The 17,789-nt window shown below is 61.1% G+C and carries 16 protein-coding genes and 2 pseudogenes; 9 read left to right on the top strand and 9 right to left on the bottom strand.

Annotation, left to right across the window (positions count from 1 at the left end):
• Nucleotides 1-457 precede the first annotated feature (457 nt).
• The 4 genes and pseudogenes from P6U16_RS04585 to P6U16_RS04570 all read left to right on the top strand — a co-directional run bounded on the left by P6U16_RS04585 (nucleotide 458) and on the right by P6U16_RS04570 (nucleotide 4,971).
• The gene (locus P6U16_RS04585) at nucleotides 458-2,053 is read left to right on the top strand and encodes a HAMP domain-containing sensor histidine kinase (protein ID WP_277704006.1); all 1,596 of its coding nucleotides are present in this window, start codon (nucleotides 458-460) and stop codon (nucleotides 2,051-2,053) included.
• Nucleotides 2,025-2,974, top strand: a pseudogene (locus tag P6U16_RS04580) (peptidoglycan-binding domain-containing protein). The gene P6U16_RS04585 and the pseudogene P6U16_RS04580 overlap by 29 nt, the downstream one beginning before the upstream one ends.
• Before the next feature lie 161 nt (nucleotides 2,975-3,135).
• Complete coding sequence (locus P6U16_RS04575; protein WP_277704005.1) at nucleotides 3,136-4,566, top strand: methyl-accepting chemotaxis protein; 1,431 nt, start codon at nucleotides 3,136-3,138, stop codon at nucleotides 4,564-4,566.
• A 66-nt stretch (nucleotides 4,567-4,632) separates the two neighbouring features.
• On the top strand, nucleotides 4,633-4,971 hold the full coding sequence (locus tag P6U16_RS04570) for a DUF1491 family protein (protein ID WP_277702778.1): 339 nt from the start codon (nucleotides 4,633-4,635) through the stop codon (nucleotides 4,969-4,971).
• A gap of 5 nt (nucleotides 4,972-4,976) precedes the next feature.
• Here the strand turns inward: P6U16_RS04570 and P6U16_RS04565 are convergent, their stop codons facing one another.
• From P6U16_RS04565 to P6U16_RS04555, 3 genes are all read right to left on the bottom strand, one after another.
• The gene (locus tag P6U16_RS04565; RefSeq protein ID WP_277702777.1) at nucleotides 4,977-6,086 is read right to left on the bottom strand and encodes a DUF2336 domain-containing protein; all 1,110 of its coding nucleotides are present in this window, start codon (nucleotides 6,084-6,086) and stop codon (nucleotides 4,977-4,979) included.
• 158 nt (nucleotides 6,087-6,244) lie between these two features.
• Entirely contained in the window at nucleotides 6,245-6,382 is a 138-nt protein-coding gene (locus tag P6U16_RS04560; protein WP_277702776.1) for a hypothetical protein, read from the bottom strand.
• A gap of 275 nt (nucleotides 6,383-6,657) precedes the next feature.
• Nucleotides 6,658-7,431 (bottom strand): SH3 domain-containing protein, encoded by a 774-nt coding sequence (locus P6U16_RS04555; protein ID WP_277702775.1) that lies wholly within the window; start codon nucleotides 7,429-7,431, stop codon nucleotides 6,658-6,660.
• 296 nt (nucleotides 7,432-7,727) lie between these two features.
• Between P6U16_RS04555 and P6U16_RS04550 the strand changes: the two genes are divergently transcribed.
• The gene (locus tag P6U16_RS04550) at nucleotides 7,728-8,006 is read left to right on the top strand and encodes a hypothetical protein (RefSeq protein ID WP_277702774.1); all 279 of its coding nucleotides are present in this window, start codon (nucleotides 7,728-7,730) and stop codon (nucleotides 8,004-8,006) included.
• Between the two features lie 748 nt (nucleotides 8,007-8,754).
• On the opposite strand, the gene P6U16_RS04545 is transcribed toward P6U16_RS04550, so the two are convergent.
• The 3 genes and pseudogenes from P6U16_RS04545 to P6U16_RS04535 all read right to left on the bottom strand — a co-directional run bounded on the left by P6U16_RS04545 (nucleotide 8,755) and on the right by P6U16_RS04535 (nucleotide 12,286).
• Nucleotides 8,755-9,303, bottom strand: coding sequence for a DUF1254 domain-containing protein (locus tag P6U16_RS04545; protein WP_277702773.1), 549 nt, complete (start codon nucleotides 9,301-9,303; stop codon nucleotides 8,755-8,757).
• The gene (locus P6U16_RS04540; RefSeq protein ID WP_277702772.1) at nucleotides 9,296-9,883 is read right to left on the bottom strand and encodes a DUF1214 domain-containing protein; all 588 of its coding nucleotides are present in this window, start codon (nucleotides 9,881-9,883) and stop codon (nucleotides 9,296-9,298) included. Before P6U16_RS04540 ends, P6U16_RS04545 begins: the two co-directional genes overlap by 8 nt.
• 163 nt (nucleotides 9,884-10,046) lie before the next feature.
• Nucleotides 10,047-12,286 (bottom strand): annotated as a pseudogene (locus P6U16_RS04535) (transglycosylase domain-containing protein).
• A gap of 210 nt (nucleotides 12,287-12,496) precedes the next feature.
• On the opposite strand from P6U16_RS04535, the gene P6U16_RS04530 reads away from it, so the two are divergent.
• Both P6U16_RS04530 and P6U16_RS04525 read left to right on the top strand, forming a co-directional pair.
• The gene (locus P6U16_RS04530) at nucleotides 12,497-13,006 is read left to right on the top strand and encodes a YcgN family cysteine cluster protein (RefSeq protein ID WP_277704004.1); all 510 of its coding nucleotides are present in this window, start codon (nucleotides 12,497-12,499) and stop codon (nucleotides 13,004-13,006) included.
• A 64-nt stretch (nucleotides 13,007-13,070) separates the two neighbouring features.
• The gene (locus P6U16_RS04525) at nucleotides 13,071-13,700 is read left to right on the top strand and encodes a LysE family translocator (protein ID WP_277702771.1); all 630 of its coding nucleotides are present in this window, start codon (nucleotides 13,071-13,073) and stop codon (nucleotides 13,698-13,700) included.
• Between the two features lies 1 nt (nucleotide 13,701).
• On the opposite strand, the gene P6U16_RS04520 is transcribed toward P6U16_RS04525, so the two are convergent.
• The gene (locus tag P6U16_RS04520; protein WP_277702770.1) at nucleotides 13,702-14,043 is read right to left on the bottom strand and encodes an MmcQ/YjbR family DNA-binding protein; all 342 of its coding nucleotides are present in this window, start codon (nucleotides 14,041-14,043) and stop codon (nucleotides 13,702-13,704) included.
• Nucleotides 14,044-15,342: 1,299 nt separating this feature from the next.
• Here P6U16_RS04520 and P6U16_RS04515 point away from each other — a divergent pair.
• Entirely contained in the window at nucleotides 15,343-16,554 is a 1,212-nt protein-coding gene (locus P6U16_RS04515; RefSeq protein WP_277704003.1) for a terminase family protein, read from the top strand.
• A 37-nt stretch (nucleotides 16,555-16,591) separates the two neighbouring features.
• On the opposite strand, the gene P6U16_RS04510 is transcribed toward P6U16_RS04515, so the two are convergent.
• Both P6U16_RS04510 and P6U16_RS04505 read right to left on the bottom strand, forming a co-directional pair.
• Nucleotides 16,592-16,714 carry a hypothetical protein gene (locus tag P6U16_RS04510; RefSeq protein WP_277702769.1) on the bottom strand — a complete coding sequence of 41 codons (123 nt, stop codon included), beginning with the start codon at nucleotides 16,712-16,714 and terminating at the stop codon, nucleotides 16,592-16,594.
• Between the two features lie 98 nt (nucleotides 16,715-16,812).
• On the bottom strand, nucleotides 16,813-16,971 hold the full coding sequence (locus P6U16_RS04505) for a hypothetical protein (protein ID WP_277702768.1): 159 nt from the start codon (nucleotides 16,969-16,971) through the stop codon (nucleotides 16,813-16,815).
• Between the two features lie 161 nt (nucleotides 16,972-17,132).
• On the opposite strand from P6U16_RS04505, the gene P6U16_RS04500 reads away from it, so the two are divergent.
• The gene (locus P6U16_RS04500) at nucleotides 17,133-17,759 is read left to right on the top strand and encodes a hypothetical protein (protein WP_277702767.1); all 627 of its coding nucleotides are present in this window, start codon (nucleotides 17,133-17,135) and stop codon (nucleotides 17,757-17,759) included.
• Nucleotides 17,760-17,789: the final 30 nt, after the last annotated feature.

The following is a 17,789-nucleotide window of genomic DNA, read 5'->3' as shown; positions in this document are numbered from 1 at the left end:
GTTTTCATAAAATTGGATTCTTCGGCATTTGAATGGCATTTGCATCGCCTTTTAGCGGCTGCCATTAATCATCGTGGCGGACGGGGCGCGGCCAAGCCCGCAAACGCTGGATTGTCATGCCTGACACCTTGCCACAGGTGTTAATGCGCGGGCAAAAACCGCCTAAAATCCATCGCTTACGCCCCATTAACCACAAAAGACAAAGCCTCGGGATTCTGTCCCGGAATGGGACTTTCCGGGGATTCCGGCAGGTTTCGGTAGCCTTCATTTATTCTTTCATTAAGCCGCCGGTGCGAAATTCTAGACAGGCGGAGCAACCGCTAGAATGCGGTACCGAGGAGCGGTGAAAGCCCTTCGGAGCCAGCCGCGGGAACCGCCCTTGAGAAAGGGTGGCGACTGTGGACAAGAACAAGATGCAGGGTAAAGCGTGAGCGTATTGCGTAACATTGCTGGAAGAATGGCGTCCTGTGTGGATGACGTGGCCGGCCTGTGGTTACCGCGGCAGGTGGCCGGCGTGCCCAGCCGACGCCGTGAAGTCGCCGTTCTGCGCACAGTTGCCGCATCGACGCTGATTGCCCTTCCGATCGTGCCGGCTTTGCTGTCGCTCGCTCTGCCGATTTCACTGGCGCTGCCCGTCGGTGCAGCTCTCGTCGTCGCCTGTGCGCTGATGCTTGCGGTCTGCGGCATTGCTTACAGCCGTTACCGCGAGGAGCGTGAGGCACCGGTCGCGGTTGTAACCCCACCTGTCGTCATCGATATGGCGCCGATCTATGACCGGTTCGCCGGCCTCGTGACCGTGCATGATATCCGCGGCTCCGTCACCGGTCTCTATGGCCGCGACGCCGCCGACTATCTCTCATGGATGCGTGATCCCTCGGGCCGTGGTTTCCTAGAGCAGATCCATGTGTCCGACCGCATCGTCTTCCTGCAGACGATCGATCTCCTGCGACAGGGTACCGAGCGGGCAACCATCGATATCCGGATGGAACGGCCGAGCGTTTTTGTCGAGGGCGAACAGTTCGTGTACATGCGCTGCGAGATGACGGCGATTGCCGGCCGCGATGCAGCCCTCGACTCGATCCTGGTGCAGTCTCGGGATGTGTCCGAAGAAGCGCACCTGCGTGCCGAGGCCGCGCAGAAAGCGAAGATCGCCGAGCAGGCCAACGACGCCAAAACGCGTTTCCTGGCGGCCGTCAGCCATGAGCTGCGCACCCCGCTCAACGCCATTCTCGGATTTTCCGATATCCTCTCGGGCGAATATTTCGGCAAGCTAGAAAACGATCGTCAGCGCGAATATGTCAGCCTGATCAACCAGTCGGGCCTGCATCTCCTGTCGGTGGTCAACACCATGCTGGACATGAGCAAGATCGAGGCGGGCCGTTACGAACTGATCCCGGAACCCTTCATGGTCTCCGACGTCGTCAAGGCCTGCGAAGCCATGCTGGGGCTGCAGGCGCGTGCCAAGGGCGTGCAACTGACAAGCCGGATTGCCCGCACTGTCAGTGAGGTCAATGCCGACCAGCGTTCGATCCAGCAGATCCTTATCAATCTGGTCGGCAATGCCATCAAGTTTACTGATCGCGGCGGCCTGGTGACCATCGATGCGGAAACCTCAGGCGGGGATATGAAGCTGATCGTCAGTGATACCGGCATCGGCATTGCCGAGGACAAACTCGGCCTGCTTGGCCAGCCCTTCGTGCAGATCGAAAACGACTATACGCGGAAATACGAGGGAACGGGTCTCGGCCTGTCGCTGGTCAAGGGACTGGTGGGACTGCATGGGGGCCGCTTCGACATTCGCAGCCGGCCGGGTGAAGGAACCGTGATCACGATCACAATTTCGCTCGATGGTTCCGGTATCCGCACGGCTCAACACGACAGCGCCGTGGAAAACACCATGGTCGAGTTTCCGCCGCGCTTGAAGGAACGGACCGACAGTCATACGACAAACGGAAATGCTGTCGGACCGGCGCTTCGGGGACGAGGCAATGGCAGTGCAGGAGACATGGACGGGGGCGCAGGTCATGACGACTCGCAAGCGAAAACAGCCTGAGAAAAACAGGCAGCCCGGCGCGGACCGGGCCTTGCCGTGCGGGCCATTGCGTTCAGTGGTCGCCTGGCATCGCGGCATCCGGCTGCCTTTGGCGGCACGGCGGCGTTTGTCGTCGTGTTCAGCTTCGTCGCCGCCAATGCGCTGTGGTACCAGCCCGGCGCACATCCGTCGCCGTTCCTGCGCACCCGCATTCCCTTTACCCAACCCGAGATCGCCGGCAATCCGGCGACGCTGGATGAGGATGGGGCAGGCGGCCTTGCGCCCCGCAAGGTGACGACCTTCGTGATCGAGCGCGAAGGCGACACGCAGGAGCCGGAAACGCAGACAGCGAGCATCGAGCATACACCCGCACAGGACACAACGCAGATACGCAGACCGGCTGACGAGGAGCCGGCCGTGCTGTCTGATGCGGCACTCGTGACCAGCATCCAGACCGAACTCGCCCGCCAGGGGCTCTATGACGGGCCGGCCGACGGCAAGATCGGGCCGAAGACGGCGGCCGCCATTTTCAGGTTCGAAAAACTGTCCGGACGGCCTGAAACCGGCAACCCGGACCCCGCACTGCTTATCGCCCTGCGCAAGGCGCCACAGCGCGTAGCGGCCGTAAAGCCGGCGGATCGGCCTTTCGAAAACGTCAAGGCGACGAAGGGCGATATCGACCCGGTGGCTGCAGCAATCCGCAACGCCGAGATCGATCCGCAATTCATTCCGAAGGCCGATATTCCGGCCTCCAACGAAATGGTCATGCACATCCAGAAGGGCCTGAGCAATCTGGCTTATGCGGATGTCTCGATCGACGGCGTGGCGGGCGAGCAGACCCGGGCTGCTATCCGTCATTTCGAAAAACACTACCGCCTGCCGCAGACCGGCGAGCCGAACGACAAGGTCCTGAAAAAGCTCAAGGAAATAGGTGCCCTGTGACAACAGGGATCGATTCAGGAAAGTCCGGCCCTCGACACGCCGTATGAGACTTAAGTCGTAAGATGCATCTCGTTTTGCGAGGATTTGCGCTTCATTAACCATGTTCGCCCTAGACTTTTCCGGATCAGGAGGCGGAGTGGACGATGAGCACGGTTTTGCGCATGCCGGAAGATGTTTCCGGATACGATAATGCCGCGGAAAACACCGGCGGCCTGAATCTGAAGACTGTGGTCGGCGCATTGGCGCGCGAGGCGGCCGGGCTTGGTGTCGACCTCGTCGATATTGCCGGCGCAATCCAGGACGCCGCCGCCCTTTCCATCCGCCACGCTGCCGTCTTTTCCACCGTGACCGACACGGCCCGCAGCATTGCCGCCGCCAATGGCGAGGTCGCCCGCTCGCTGCGCGAAACCGATACCTCCGCCACCACGGCCCGCGCCGTGCTCGGTGAACAGGGAAACCGGCTGCAGGGATCGCTGGCGGAAATCGAACACATGGTTTCCGCAACCCGCGAGATCGGCACAGAAATTTCGTCCTTTTCCGGCGCACTCGCCGATGTCGACCGGTTTGCCTCCGAGATCGGGGCCATTGCCCGGCAGACAAACCTTCTGGCGCTGAATGCAGCGATCGAGGCTGCGCGGGCCGGGGATGCCGGCAAGGGGTTTGCCGTTGTTGCTGCCGAAGTCCGGGCGCTGTCACTGCAGACCTCGCAAACGACGGCATCGATCCAGAAGACGCTGAGCGACCTGCGCCAGCGCATCGAACGTCTCGGCAGCGCCGGCCAGGAAGCCGCGGTCTCGGCGGAAAGCGTCAAGGGCAAGGCGGCCGATATCCAGGGTTCGTTTGCCAGCATGGAACAGGTGATGTCGACCATTCTCGACAATGCCTCTTCCGTTGCCGGCACGACCGGCACCATCGATCGGCAGTATGCCGCCTTTGCCGAGCAGTTGAGCGGGATGTCCGGTGAAATCCGTGTGTCCAGCGAGATGCTTCAGAAAGCCTCTTCGAGGGTCGATTCGGTCGTCGCGGTTTCCGAAAAGATCATCCAGGTGACGGCGAGCGCCGGCCTTGAGACGCCTGACAGCCCCTATATCCGCTCTGTCCGCGATGCAGCGACAAGCGTTTCGGCACTGTTCGAAAAGGCGGTCGCTTCCGGTGCCATCGGCATGGATGCCCTGTTCGACCGGCAATATCGCCAGATCCCCGGCAGCAATCCGGTTCAGATGATGACGCGGTTTACCGAATTCACCGATCGTGTACTGCCGGCCATTCTCGAGCCGGTGGTCGAGGCGGACGAGCGCATCGCCTTTTGTGCGGCCGTTGACGAGAACGGTTATCTGCCGACGCACAATCGCAAATTCTCGCATCCGCAGCGGCCGAACGATCCGGACTGGAACACCGCCAATTGCCGCAACCGCCGCATCTTCAACGACCGCGTCGGCCTTGCCGCCGGAAAGGGTACGCAACCCTTCCTCGTCCAGACCTATCGCCGCGACATGGGCGCCGGCAATTTCGTACTGATGAAGGATATCTCCGCGCCAATCTTCGTCAACGGTCGGCATTGGGGCGGCCTGCGGCTCGCCATCCGCGTCTAAGGCTGACTTCTTCGCACGATCCCGCGCAGATTTGCACTGCCTCTTGAGCCGGTGTAATCACCCACCATGCGCCTGAAATCCGAAATCTTTGTGTCGGCTCTAATCCGCCGCGTCTTCAATGCCGGCGACTATGCTGCCGTGCTGCGCAAGGGGGCGGCGGAAGCCGGCGCGATCTTCATCCGGCAGCGATCACGACAGGGCACGGAGATTCTCTACGGGCCGGCACCGCAGAGTGTCTTTGATGAGGACTACACGCCCGGACGGCTTTTCGAGGTTCGTCTGGACAAGGCCGATACGGAAACCGTCGAGGCCATGCTTGCCCGCGAAATGCGCTTCGATCCGGATTGCTGGGTCGTCGAGATCGAGGTGGAAGACCGCGGCGATCTTTTCGAGGTTATCGAATAGACCGGTTAGCGGCCGAAGCTGCGGCGCTTGTGGGGGATGGCCGTGTGCTCGACGCCAGAGGGGCGGGCATTAGTCGGGCGGGCGTTCGCCTGGCGCGGATCGGCGGCACGGTCGGCCGCCAGATGCGGCTCATGGGTGACGCTGTCGCCGGTGTAGCGATCGGCCCGCAACCAGGCTTCGACGCGCTCACGGCTGGTGACAGGATTGCTTGTTTCGATCAGCACTTCGGCGCGGGTCGTGCCGCCGATACGCTCGCCAAGATGCGGATAGAGCGCCTGTAGGATGAACATCTGGTCGATACGATTCAAAGACAACGCGTTCAGAGTTGCCGCAAGCTGCTGGCCGGAAATGTCGAGCACGATGCGTTCTCCCAGAAGCGGACTGGCATCGAGCGCGGCGGAAAGGGTGGCAGCAAACAGATTGGTTTCGCCGCTGCGGGCGAAACGCACCAGCAGGGCTTCCTGCAGGGCAGCAACAGGCTGGAGAAGCGGCGGCGTTTGCACCTGACGATTGGTGAGCGCCAGTGACTTCAGTTCACGCCGCAGATTTTCCTCACGCAACTGCCGTTGCTGCATGTCGTCTGGTGACGGCGTGGAGGGGACTGTTTCTGCCTGAAGGGACAACTGCTCGGATTGCGAGGATCGTAGTATTCGGGCCTGCTGCGCCAGGCTGCCCAGCGTATGTCGGCGTTCGACCAGTGTATCGACGACCTGAGGAGAAAGATTTTCGCGACGGGCAATGGCTGTCGAGTGGGCCGGGCTTTGGCTGCGGATGATCGCGATGAGTGTCCTGTCGTCGATCGATGTCGAGCGGGTCAGGAAAATTGCCGCGATCGAAATCGGGGCGCTGCCGATCTGCAGCGCGACCGTTTGCGGTAGATGGGGGCATTGCGAAAGGGCGGCTGCCGCCTGACGCCGGGCTTCGTCGCTCGAGGAAAGGAACAGGGGTTCGAACAGTTCGGAAAACTGCTTCATATCCGATTTGCGGGGATGCCGGAGGCCTTCGAAACCGGTGACGGTTGCCATCAGAACGACGTCCTTGGAGCGCCCTGATTGCGGTCTTTCCAACTCACGAAACCGGTCCGACACGGATACACCCACTCGCACGCAAAACATCAGAAACATCCGCCACGACAGCCGGTTCGATCCCGTCTGTCCCGATACGGGACCCAGCGTCAAACCTAGCGCAAAAGCGTTGACGGCTCGTTAACTATGGGTCTTTGGGTTTCCTTTATATCTGCGGCAATCGAAGGGCGTTTGGTGTCGTCAAAGTCTTAATGCAGGAAGCCCCCGAAGGGGATACCATTCGTGTTAGGGCCGCTCACGCCGGAAGCGCTTTCCGTGAGATCCGCGAGTTCCGCATCCGCCGCATCGCTGATTGCGATCAGGGCTTCTTCGCGTGTAAATCCCATTCGGCATGCCGTCTCGACCAAGCGACCCACGCCAGCGCGCATCTCGCTTTCGCAAATTGCGTGTCTTGATAGGATTTGTGTCCGGGATGCTTGCTGGTTGGTCATGGGAAATTCCTTTTGCTGAACACAAAAACAACCCTTAAGAGATGTTATTGTTCCATACGCGCAAAAGTTATATCTCAATGCCCGAAAGTTATGGCTCACTGCCGAAGTATGCGTGCAAATCAAAAATGCGTCCGGGCAGGGCATGATGCCCTGCCCGAATGGTTTTCAGGTCACTTTGCTTTTTCGATGGCGCAGGCGACATCGCCCACCGCACAGGTTCCCGGTCGTGCATCCCTGCGACGATCGTTATTTCGGGGCTGCTCCTCGCGGAAATTCTCCTGAGGACGTACTTCCTCTTGGCGGCTGTCGTTGCGACGGCGGCGGTTGTCGTTGTCGCCTTCAAACTGATCGACGCTGTTATTTTCCTCGATCACGCGGCGGCGTTCACGGTGGCGGTCGCGACGTTCTCGCCGGTCACGATCTTGTCCGTAGCCACTATCGTCGTTGTCTCCGTAGTCGCGAGGTGGTCGGTTGTCGTCGCTCTGACCGTAGTCGTTGTCATACTGGTCGCTGTTGCGACGGCGCTCGCGGCGGTTGCCGTCATTGTCGGACCGGCCCCATCGTGCGCGGTCGCGGTAGAAATCGCGATTGCGATAGTTGCGCTCCCAGTAGTTGCCGAGATCGAAGGTGATCGTTGGGATACCCAGCGGTCGATAATATCGCGGCTGCAAATCAACACGGTTTCGCCTGTAATCGGTTGCAATATATTGCGCCGCTACCCACCCGCGACCCTGGTAGAAGGACACGTCGCACCAGGGCACATCCGCCAGGCAGCCGTGAATTTCGAGTTCGGTATCAAGCGGAATGACGGTAACGGCCGGATAGCGCGTGCTTGGCCCGGAGCGCATGTTGACGTTCGCTGTTGAAAAGCCCTCGGCTGCAACAGCCAGACCTGGCATAAGCAGCATGGCGGCAACCGCCATGCCTGTAAGAATTGTTCTCACTGATTTTTCTCCCGTAAACGCGTTCTTGTCGTTCTGCGGCTTGCATCATCGCAAGACGGATTTGTTTTTGCTCGACCTATGTCATTAGAAGTCTGTTTTTGTGTTTTTATTTGGATGAACAGTGGTTTTCGCTCATGATTGGCCGGAATAGTTCTGAACTATGTACCTAGAGCGCCGATGCGCATCGCCAAGGGAAAGACAGTGTGGCGATTGCAGGTCGGGGAAATGCGAGATTGCGGCAGGAACCAAAGAGGCGGCCGCGCGTTTATGGGGAGACTCAAACAAGGAGCTGAACCATGGCCGAGAATAAGTTTGCAACCGTCCCGAACGAAGCGGAAATCGAAGCAACGGGCGCGCGCGCCGAACTTGAAAACCAGATTGCCGAACTGCGGGCAGAAATTTCGCGTCTCACGGATTCGGTTTCGGCGATCGGCAGCGGTGCAAAGGCCGTCGTCACCTCGGAAGCAGAAGTCCTGACGGAACGCCTGCGCGAGCGCGTGCGGGATGAACCAGTCTCGACGCTTTTGACTGTCGCCGGAATTTCCTTCTTTATCGGCTTGCTCGCACGCCGTTAATTGCTCTGTTTCTTTTGGAACCGCGTGTTTTTCTGCGTTTGCCTAATGTGGTTTTTGCAAGCGGGACGGTTTAGCCACTGTTATAGTGCAGCGGCCAATGATTTGCGGGGGAGACGGTTTTGCCAATAGGGCAGCTGTTTCTCCCCAGGTCTGTTATCCTTCCTTAACGAGCCGTTAACTATCGTATGGCTCAATCAAGCTGCGGCGGTCATAGTCGATACTGTAACGCCGTAGACCGCTTCGAAGACTGGCATGAAGATCCGGATATCCGGAAGAAGGAGCAAACGAGAAAGGCGCGAATGCCGGGGTTCAGATCCCGGGAATGCGTCAGCCCGGAGACGGGCAGGGTGAAATCCACGATAGTTCATCCGTCTCATTCATTGTTTTAATGGAGACGAGAATGGCAGAGGTAATAAGATTGGGGGACCGCACGCCGCGCACGCCCCGAAAATTAGCGGTTGATCAGGCCCAACCGAACAAGGCTGTGATCCTTTTGTTCACCGGCATCCGGTATGAACGGCTTGACGGTCCGTCGAATGGCCCAGCGAAGTCACCTCTTCAGGGCGGCCGCAAGAAACATTGAACACTGGATGATCGCGCATCCGCCTCTGCAGCGATCAAGGACGGCTTTCAAGCCGCAAAAGATTCGACAGGATTCTGTCAGAATCTGCTCCGCTGGAGTGTATTGGCTCCGGAGCGTGGCGAACATTGGCTTCTGATTTTTACAAATTGAAATCTTCCATTCGTCTTAACGGCGAAGCGGCTCGCACCCGGATTCGGCAAGGAAGCTACGGGCGGCTTCCTCATAGCTGCTCGCAGGCGAAAGAACGCGCAGAACGGCATATCCCTCCTGCTGTTCGGGCATCTCGACCATGATGGACTGTGCCAGTTTTTCCGTCGGCGTCTTGCGCAGTTCGACGAGCTGGATCGGCGTGGCGACGACGAGGTCCAGATTGCCATTGACCGAGGTCTGGTCGTTCATACTGAATACCTCGTTGGAATTCGCGTCGAAAACCGATAGCGACCAGAATGGGACGTTACCGCTCGCCTGAAAGCGGACGGGCGCAACATCAATCGAAAATCCACAGACGGCGACCCGCAGGAATGGATCATCATTGGCAAGGCCGGTGGGTCCTGGTTCGTTGGCAAGCGCAAAGAAGCTATCCATTTCGTACAGACCCAGCACCCGGGTATTGGCATCCTTGCCGGTGAACTGCGGCAGGGCAAGGATGATGACGATATGCAGCAGCGCTGCGCCGACAAGACCGATAAGGATCGCAAACAACACGCTACGCATCGCCGCACCCGGTCTTGACGATCTTCGGCATGGTGAGATCGACGACGCCCGACGAGCCGGCGGTCGGCGTATCGAGCAAGGTCAGGACGAGCTTGAAGGCGCCGGCTTGGCGGATGGCTAGCCAGTTGTCCGGTTGCGCCTCGGCCGACACGTGGATGACAAAGGAACTGTCAGCCTGACGCAGCACCATCAGGGCGTTGAAGGCCGAGGGGAGTTCTGGCCCGGGACGCAGCGCCACATCATTTTCATTGGCAGCATAGAGTGTCCAGAACCGCGCGGGCGGGGTCAGGCCGGTTATGTCGTAGCTGCAGGCTGCGGAGAGTTTCGCGCCTGCATCATCGACGGCGGCGGTAAACTGCAATCCTTCGGCGCCGCCATAGAGCAGCTTGCCGGCCCGGGCCCGGTGTGCGCGGGCATAAGGGTCGGCATTGGCGGTTTGCGCATCCGGAAAGGCGACCCATGGCCCAAGCGCGATCGCGCCGAAGCCGACCGTTGCTTTCAGGGCGGACACAGCCGAGGCGATGCCGACACCAAACGCGACGGACAGAGCAAGGGCGACGAGGAGGGGGATGCGGAACAAGCGATGCTACCGGGAATTTGCGGGGAGGGCGTGGGGGAGGTGTGGGTGTGTGTTGGAGATTTGCTGCCGAGATAAGGGGATGCTTGGCCCGCACACCCCCTCTGTCACTCCGTGCCAGAGGGGGTGTCTAGGCTCGAGTTCCGCCGTTGTCGCAGCCAAACGATCACTTGCCCGCATTCCGACCTCCCTTGACGACCGCGCCGGTCGATTGCGGGTCGATCACGGCGACCTTGCCCGGCGTTTTTTCCGGGGCTTTCAGTGGTGCTGCCGTATTGAATTTTTCGCCGAGTTCGCGGATCAGGCGGGTGGCGTCGGTCGACAGCGAGCGGGGACGCACCAGCGGCGGCAGCGCGGTTTCGTCGCCGGGCTTGGCGACAGTTGCGACCTCGTCCGTTTCCGGACCGGGCAGCGGATTGTCGATACCGGGGATGGGGCGGTGTTCGATGCCCTGTTCGGCATAATCCATCAGCCGCTTGAAGGTCATGGCCGGCAACGAGCCGCCGGTCATGTTGTTGGTTGAGGTATAGTCGTCATTGCCGAACCAGACGGCGGTCGTGTAGTCGCCCGAGAAGCCCGCGAACCAGGCGTCGCGATAGGCCTGGGTGGTACCGGTCTTGCCGCCAGCCAGAACGCCGTTGTCGAGCGCTGCCTTGCGGGCCGTGCCGATGACCGGGATCTGGGTCAGCATGAAATTCATCGAGGCATTGGCCGTTTCGCTGATGACCCGCCTGGCTGGCGGTTCGTCGCGGTTGAAGTCGTAGAGCACATCGCCGTCATAATTGAGGATCTGGCTGATACCGTGGCGACGCGACTGCAACCCGCCGGCAGGGAAGACCGCATAGGCGGTCGCCTGGTCGAGCACGGTCACTTCCGAGGTGCCGAGCGGCATGGTCTTGTCGGTGCGGATCGGCGTCTCGACGCCCATGTCCTTGGCCATCCGGGCGATGCGCTCGGTGCCGAGTTCATCCTTGGCGAGCCTTACAGGGATGGTGTTGATCGATTTTGCGATCGCCGTCAGCATGGTGACGCGGCCGGCATAGGAGCGGCCGTAATTCTGCGGCGACCAGCCGCGCCAGGTGATCGGCGCATCGCTGATGACCGATTCCGGCGTAAAGCCCTTCTCCATCGCCGCAGCATAGGTATAGACCTTGAAGGAGGAGCCCGGCTGGCGGAGCGCCTTGGTGGCGCGGTTGAACTGGCTTTCGCCATAATCGCGGCCGCCGACCATGGCGCGCACGCCGCCGCCGTTTTCGATCATGACAAGCGCGCCCTGCTTGACGCGGTAGCTTTCGCCGTATTGCCGCAGGTTGGATTCGATCGCTTCCTCTGCCGCGTGCTGCAGGCCCATGTCGATCGTTGTGCGCACGACCAGCGAATGCTGGGCAAAGGGTTTTGCGATGCGCTGGACCTCGTCGAAGGCCCAGTCAAGGAAGAAGTCGGGCGCCTTCGTCTGGGCGCGGTCGATGATGGTGGCAGGGTTGAGACGGGCGGCAATCACCTGTCCCTGGGTCATCAGTCCGCCCTGGACCAAGTTGGTCAGCACCTCGTTGGCGCGGGCGCGGGCGGCCGGCAGGTTGACATGCGGGGCATAGCGGGCCGGTGCCTTGAACAGGCCGGCAAGCATGGCGGATTCCGCGAGATTGACGTCGGTGATCGCCTTGCCGAAATAGAACTGCGAAGCCGCCGCCGCCCCGAAGGTGCCGCCGCCCATATAGGCGCGGTCGAGATAGAGGCGCAGGATTTCCTTTTTCGAAAGATTGCATTCCAGCCAGACGGCGAGGAAGGCTTCCTTGATCTTGCGCTCGATGGTGCGTTCATTGGTCAGGAACAGGTTTTTCGCCAATTGCTGGGTCAGCGTCGAGCCGCCCTGAACGACGCCGCCGGCCCGGGCATTTTCGGTTATGGCGCGGGAAAGGCCGAGGAAATCGATGCCGTAATGATCGAAGAAGCGGCGGTCTTCTGTGGCAAGCACCGCCTTGATCAGTGTGTCGGGCAATTCGTCGATCGGCACGGAATCCTCGTGGATAATGCCGCGATGGCCGATCTCGTTGCCGTAACGATCAAGGAAGGTGACGGCGAAATCGCTCTGGGCGCGCCAGTTACCCTTGGTTTCCTCGAAGGCAGGAAGGGCGAGCGCCAGCATCAGAACGGCGCCGACAGTGCCCCAGTTCATGCCTTCGCCGAGAATGTCGAACAGCACCTTTTTCCAGCCGCGGGTCTGGAAGCGGCGGAAGAAAATAGTGACGTCTTCCCACCATTCAGCAGCGCGGAAGCCGGCATTCCAGACGGTCAGATCGATCCAGAATCGATGCGCAGGAAGATATGGCGCTTGCGCGGCCGGTCGCCGAGGCGCGCTGTTTCGGTCGCGGTCGGTTCGACTGATTTTGTCTCTTCTGGCGTCATGTCCTGCACGGCTGGTGTTCCGCATCGTTCGAGAGCGCTGGGATATTTGCATGGCCCTCGTTTCTATTCTACTTGCATATCGTCAGCATGGCCTTAAAAAACCGGCAATCTTCCGGCAAAAACCGATGCTGCGGTAAAATTTGAACTTAACGTAAACATGCGCGTGGCGTTTCTTTTGAGGCGCGTGCAGGACTGACGAAAGTGACCGACATGGGCGACATGCAGGGGACCGGCGACAGTGTCCGGGCGGACGATGCGCCTTTCTGGAAGACCAAGACGCTGGCGCAAATGAGCAATGCCGAGTGGGAAAGCCTGTGCGACGGCTGCGGGCTCTGCTGTCTGAACAAGCTGGAGGACTGGGATACCGGCGAGATTGCCTGGACCTCAATCGGCTGCACGTTGCTCGACGGGCAGAGCTGTCGGTGCAAGGATTATTCCAACCGGCAGGCAACCGTGCCGGACTGCATCCAACTGACGGTGAACGAGGTCGAGACGCTGAGCTGGCTGCCGCCAACCTGCGGCTACCGCTTGGTGCGCGACGGGATCGATCTCTACTGGTGGCATCCGCTGGTATCGGGCGACCCGCAGACCGTGCACCAGGCGGGGATTTCGGTGCGCGGCCGCACCGTGCCGGAGGACGGCATCGATATCGACGATTATGAGGATTATCTGGTGACCTGGCCGCTGACGGTGGGCGAGGAAGAAGGACGCGCGCGCTGACTGCATTGGCTGGGCGTGAGACGGGGCCTATGCGCGCTTTATAAACTGCCGCTATAGTCGGCCGATGAGCGATCTTCCTGCCTTCCTGTCGACCAGTCTCCTGCCTTTTGCCCTGACATCGGCGCTGATCGAGATCACACCGGGGCCGAACATGACCTGGCTTGCGGTGATCTCCGCCGTCGAAGGGCGGCGCAGCGGTCTTGCCGCCGTGGCCGGGGTTGCGCTGGGGCTGTCGGTGATCGGTATCGCCGGCGCGCTGGGGGCCGCGGCCCTGATCGACGGTTCGCCCATGCTCTACGAAATCCTGCGCTGGGCGGGCGTGCTGTTTCTGCTTTACCTCGCGATCGAGGGATGGATGGCGGCCAGCAAGCGTGAGGAGGGTGGTGCCGGCACGATGCAAGGCTTTTTCCTGCGCGGACTTCTGACCAACCTGCTCAACCCGAAGGCGCTTTTATTCTACGTGGCGGTGCTGCCGGCCTTCGTTGCGCCAGGGCCGAACGTACTTGTGCAGACGCTGACGCTCACGGCCATCTACGTGCTGATCGCCACCGTCATCCACGGGCTGATCGTGCTTCTGGCGGGGAGCCTGGAGCCGGTGCTCAACGATCCCCGTCGCGAGATGCGGGTGAGGCGGGTGCTTTCGGTATTGCTGGCGGGCGTGGCGGTCTGGTTCGCGCTGACGACGGCGCGGTGAGCTAAGACTGCGCCGAATCCTTGTGCTTGGCGATGCTTTTCGGCGCGACGTTGCGCCAGGCGGTTTCCATTGATGTGTGGATCAGGTCTTCGCCAGCCTCGGTAAACCAGACCGAGGTCCAGCCCTTGTCGCCCCAGCCGCCTGATACCGCGGCGCAGACGCCGGGTTCGGTTTCGAGCAGCATGCGCTGCTGGTCGGGCGTGAACTTGAAGACCGCGCGGCCGGCTTCCGGCAGCGACATGAAGATGCGTTTTCCCACCCGGAAATCGCGCTTGCCGAAATGCGAGCTTTCGAGCGTGCCGGGCAGGCTGAGCGCCAGTTTTTCGATCTCTTCGGTCAACATCGGAAAAGAGTAACACGGGTGGATGTTTTCGCAAGGTAAAGAAAATAATCCTAATAGGAAAATAATCCTTGACGGCGTGACGGTGGTTTGGTAGGGTTTAGGTACAGTCAGAGAAGTGCGGGTGAGGCGGGATGCTTCCCCCGTAGTTTCAAGGCCAAGGCCGGTTTATGCGGCGGGGTCACCCCACCCCGGAGCTGCGCTCCGACCCTCCCCTCAAGGGGAGGGTGAGTTTCAAGGACATTGTCGATGGACGTTCAACTGGATGTGGATCCGGCGCTGTTCGGTGTCTGGCCGAAGGCGCTGGTCTATGACGGATTAGCGCTGAGCGGTCATGACGAGGCGCTGGGGGCGCAGGCTTGGGCTGCGGTGCTGGACACCAAGTCGGATAAGATTTCGCCGCTGGATGACCTGCAGGACATGCTGAACGGCATGACCAAGGAACTGCGCATGCAGTTGCAGCAGTTCCAGGTGCTGCGCGAACAGGCGGCCGAGCGGGCGCTTGTCGATACTGATGAGATCGACCGCAAGCAGACGCAGGCCGATGCCAAGGCAAGCATCGAGGCGATGTCGCTGATCGTGCGCACGCTGGAAAAGATCGACAGCCTGCAAAGGACGATTGCGCATGACCGGCAGGTACAGGCCGAAAGCGAGATCGACGAGGACGATTATGAAGCGTTGTGCAGGCAGTTCGAAGAGCGGATCGAAACCCGCGCGCAAGAGCTTTCGGCCACGTGGCAAAGGAGGCCGCCGCAGCGCAAGAGCATGCAGATGCCGCCGGTGCCGCAACGAACACCGCAGACTCAACCGGACCACCAGCTTGAACACCAGGTAGCCAAAGGCGCGATCATGGGGGCGGGCAGGATCTTCGTGAATTATGACAGGGCCATGGAGAGACTGCAGGCGAGCAAAGAAAAGGCGCTTGCTACGGGACGAAGAGTGACCGAGCCGCTCCTGGCGCCACGCGACGATCGGGCAGCGCGGGCGGGTCGCGTTGCCGATGACGGGGCCTCCGGCGCAAAAGGCGACAATGATGTGCGTCTTGGCGTGGTCGGTGACGATGGCCATATGCCGAGGATGCCGGCAGCACGGATGGCGGACGGTTCCGATGCCCTGACAGGGACGGAGCCTTCGGCGGTCATGTCTAAGTTTACGGGTGACGGTGCCGAGGGGAGCGAGCCGGGCAGACCGGACGTTTCGAACAATGATGGAACCGACGGGCAGCCGCAGACCCCGTCGGTCGCCGGTGCTGCGGCGGGCGGGCTGACCTCATCGAAGAGCGTGAAGCTGTACAAGCGTTTCCTGCGCGACGGGTCTCGTGAACTCCGCCCCGAGCAGTTGCCACCTGATGGCGACTGGCGGAGCTGGGTGCTGATGGGAGGGCGTGGATCGGGCAAGACGCGGGCGGGTGCGGAATGGGTGCATGGTCTCGCGACGCAGCGGATCAGCGGTCCGCCGCGGCGGATTGCGCTGGTGGCGGAAACACTTGGCGATGCGCGAGAGGTGATGATCGACGGGATTTCCGGCATTTGCCGCATTGCCCGGCGCAACCGGCCGGACTTCGAGGCGTCGCGCCGCAGGCTGGTCTGGCCGAACGGCACGATTGCGCAGATCTTTTCCTCGGAAGACCCGGAATCGCTGCGCGGTCCGCAATTCGACTTTGCCTGGTGCGACGAACTGGGAAAATGGAAACATGCGCAGGAAACCTTCGACATGCTGCAGTTTGCGCTGCGGCTCGGGGACCATCCGCAGGTGATGGTGACGACGACGCCGCGACCGCTGCCGCTGTTGAAGGCGCTGATTGCCGACCCGGCAACCCGGACAAGGCAGATCCGCACCACCGACAATGCCCAGAACCTCGCGCCGGGATTTCTCGATGCCATGGCGAAACGCTATGGCGGCACGCGGCTGGGCCGGCAGGAACTGGACGGCGAGATGATCGTCGATCGCGAGGATGCGCTGTGGTCGCGGTCGCTGATCGAGGCGCTGAAGCTGCGCGATGCCGGGCCGCTGTCGCGGATCGTCGTTGCGGTCGATCCGCCGGCGGCTGCCGGTGCGCAGTCCTGTTGCGGCATCGTCGTGGCAGGCCTCGACCGGCAGGGCAGGGGCGTGGTGCTTGCCGACTGTTCCATTGAGGGCGCAAGCCCGGCGGGGTGGGCGCAAGCGGTGGTGCGTGCCTACAGGCGCTTCGATGCCGACCAGATCGTCGCCGAAGTCAACCAGGGCGGCGATATGGTGGCGGCGGTGCTGAAGGGCATCGATGCGCAGCTGCCGGTAACGTCGGTCCGGGCGTCCCGCGGAAAATGGCTGCGGGCAGAGCCGGTGGCGGCGCTCTACGAGCAATCACGCGTCGTGCATGCCGGGTCGTTTCCGGCATTGGAGGATCAGATGTGTGATTTCGGACCGGACGGCCTGTCTTTAGGGCGATCGCCCGACCGGTTGGATGCGCTGGTCTGGGCGCTGACGGCCCTGATGCTGGAAGGGCACGGCGAGCCGCGGGTGCGGGGCATCTAGGAATAAGGCCGGCACGGTGCCGGCCAAACGGGAAGTGTTAGCGGGGGCTGCCTGCGACCTTGACCGGGGCGGTGCTGCCTTCGCGGATCTGGCGCCACTCGTTTTCGAAACGGTCGAACAGGGATTGCGGCACGGGCTGGGATGTTTGTGTGGTCGTCATGACACGTCCTTTCGCGGAATGGAGATGGCGAGAAATGCAAATGGCCGCAAATTGTTCCGGCTCAGATCGCATAAAGGATGCGCGTTCCGCTGGCCGAATCAGGATTTTTCGCTGGTCGTCGAAAAAGCATATGCGGGACGTGGCGCTGCCGGTGCGTTGGCGCGCATCTGGTTCCACTCGTTCTCGATCCGATCAAGCAGGTGCTGCGGGATCGTGGAGCGTTCGGCTTCGGACGGGGTCTTGGTGTTGGCGTTCATTTTCGATCCTCCTTCAAAGCAACGTCATGCTGCGCGGATCAGTTTTCACACCTTAAAGACAAAGTAAATCAGCGCCTTAAACAGTTTAAACGATTTAAATTCGTTTAATCGATTTAAGTGCGACAGATTTTTGACGATTTTTGCAAATGGAGATGCCGCTCATGACATTTGATCGCCCCGTGTTCTTCAAGGCGGTCCGTGGCTCGCTTTTTGGCGGCCGGCTGCAGGCCAAACAGGTGGCTGGCCTCACCGCCATTCTCGATCGCTGGGAGCGCGGAAATCCCAGGGCGGACCATCGGTACCTCGCCTATATGCTGGCGACCGCGCATCACGAGACAGGCCGCACGATGCAGCCGGTGCGCGAGACCTTTGCGGCTGATGATGAAGAGGCGATCCGGCGGCTGGACAGGGCGCTCAGCGCCGGCAAGCTGCCCTCCGTTTCCGTGCCCTACTGGCGACGCGACGGCGAGGGCAAGAGCTGGCTCGGGCGGGGGCTCGTGCAACTGACGCATCGGGCGAATTATGCGCGGATGGCGCAGATGACCGGGATCGATCTCCTGTCCGAGCCGCAGCGCGCAATAGAGATGGAGGTTGCGGTGGAGATCCTGTTTTGCGGCATGGAGACCGGTGCCTTCACCGGCAAGAGGCTGGCGGATTATTTCACGGCGGCCAAAAGCGACTGGACGGGCGCGCGCCGGATCATCAACGGCCGCGACCGGGCTGCGCTGGTTGCCGATTATGGACGACTCTACCTCGGCGCCATCAACCGGGCTGCAGGGGGCGGCTGATGGCGTCTGGTCGCCGAGCAACCGGCCAGC

Source organism: Rhizobium sp. 32-5/1, from assembly GCF_029537235.1.
In the GTDB taxonomy this organism is placed as follows: Bacteria; Pseudomonadota; Alphaproteobacteria; order Rhizobiales; family Rhizobiaceae; genus Pararhizobium.
The sequence above is the reverse complement of the archived record's forward strand: the minus strand, read 5'-3'. Positions and strand labels throughout refer to the sequence as shown.

Excerpts from the sequence above, each read along its gene's own strand:
- P6U16_RS04585 (WP_277704006.1), top strand. The coding sequence starts at position 458 with ATGGCGTCCTGTGTGGATGACGTGGCCGGCCTGTGGTTACCGCGGCAG.
- P6U16_RS04575 (WP_277704005.1), top strand. The coding sequence starts at position 3,136 with ATGCCGGAAGATGTTTCCGGATACGATAATGCCGCGGAAAACACCGGC.
- P6U16_RS04570 (WP_277702778.1), top strand. The coding sequence starts at position 4,633 with ATGCGCCTGAAATCCGAAATCTTTGTGTCGGCTCTAATCCGCCGCGTC.
- P6U16_RS04565 (WP_277702777.1), bottom strand. The coding sequence starts at position 6,086 with ATGTTTTGCGTGCGAGTGGGTGTATCCGTGTCGGACCGGTTTCGTGAG.
- P6U16_RS04560 (WP_277702776.1), bottom strand. The coding sequence starts at position 6,382 with ATGGGATTTACACGCGAAGAAGCCCTGATCGCAATCAGCGATGCGGCG.
- P6U16_RS04550 (WP_277702774.1), top strand. The coding sequence starts at position 7,728 with ATGGCCGAGAATAAGTTTGCAACCGTCCCGAACGAAGCGGAAATCGAA.
- P6U16_RS04545 (WP_277702773.1), bottom strand. The coding sequence starts at position 9,303 with ATGCGTAGCGTGTTGTTTGCGATCCTTATCGGTCTTGTCGGCGCAGCG.
- P6U16_RS04530 (WP_277704004.1), top strand. The coding sequence starts at position 12,497 with ATGGGCGACATGCAGGGGACCGGCGACAGTGTCCGGGCGGACGATGCG.
- P6U16_RS04525 (WP_277702771.1), top strand. The coding sequence starts at position 13,071 with ATGAGCGATCTTCCTGCCTTCCTGTCGACCAGTCTCCTGCCTTTTGCC.
- P6U16_RS04520 (WP_277702770.1), bottom strand. The coding sequence starts at position 14,043 with ATGTTGACCGAAGAGATCGAAAAACTGGCGCTCAGCCTGCCCGGCACG.
- P6U16_RS04510 (WP_277702769.1), bottom strand. The coding sequence starts at position 16,714 with ATGACGACCACACAAACATCCCAGCCCGTGCCGCAATCCCTGTTCGAC.
- P6U16_RS04505 (WP_277702768.1), bottom strand. The coding sequence starts at position 16,971 with ATGAACGCCAACACCAAGACCCCGTCCGAAGCCGAACGCTCCACGATC.
- P6U16_RS04500 (WP_277702767.1), top strand. The coding sequence starts at position 17,133 with ATGACATTTGATCGCCCCGTGTTCTTCAAGGCGGTCCGTGGCTCGCTT.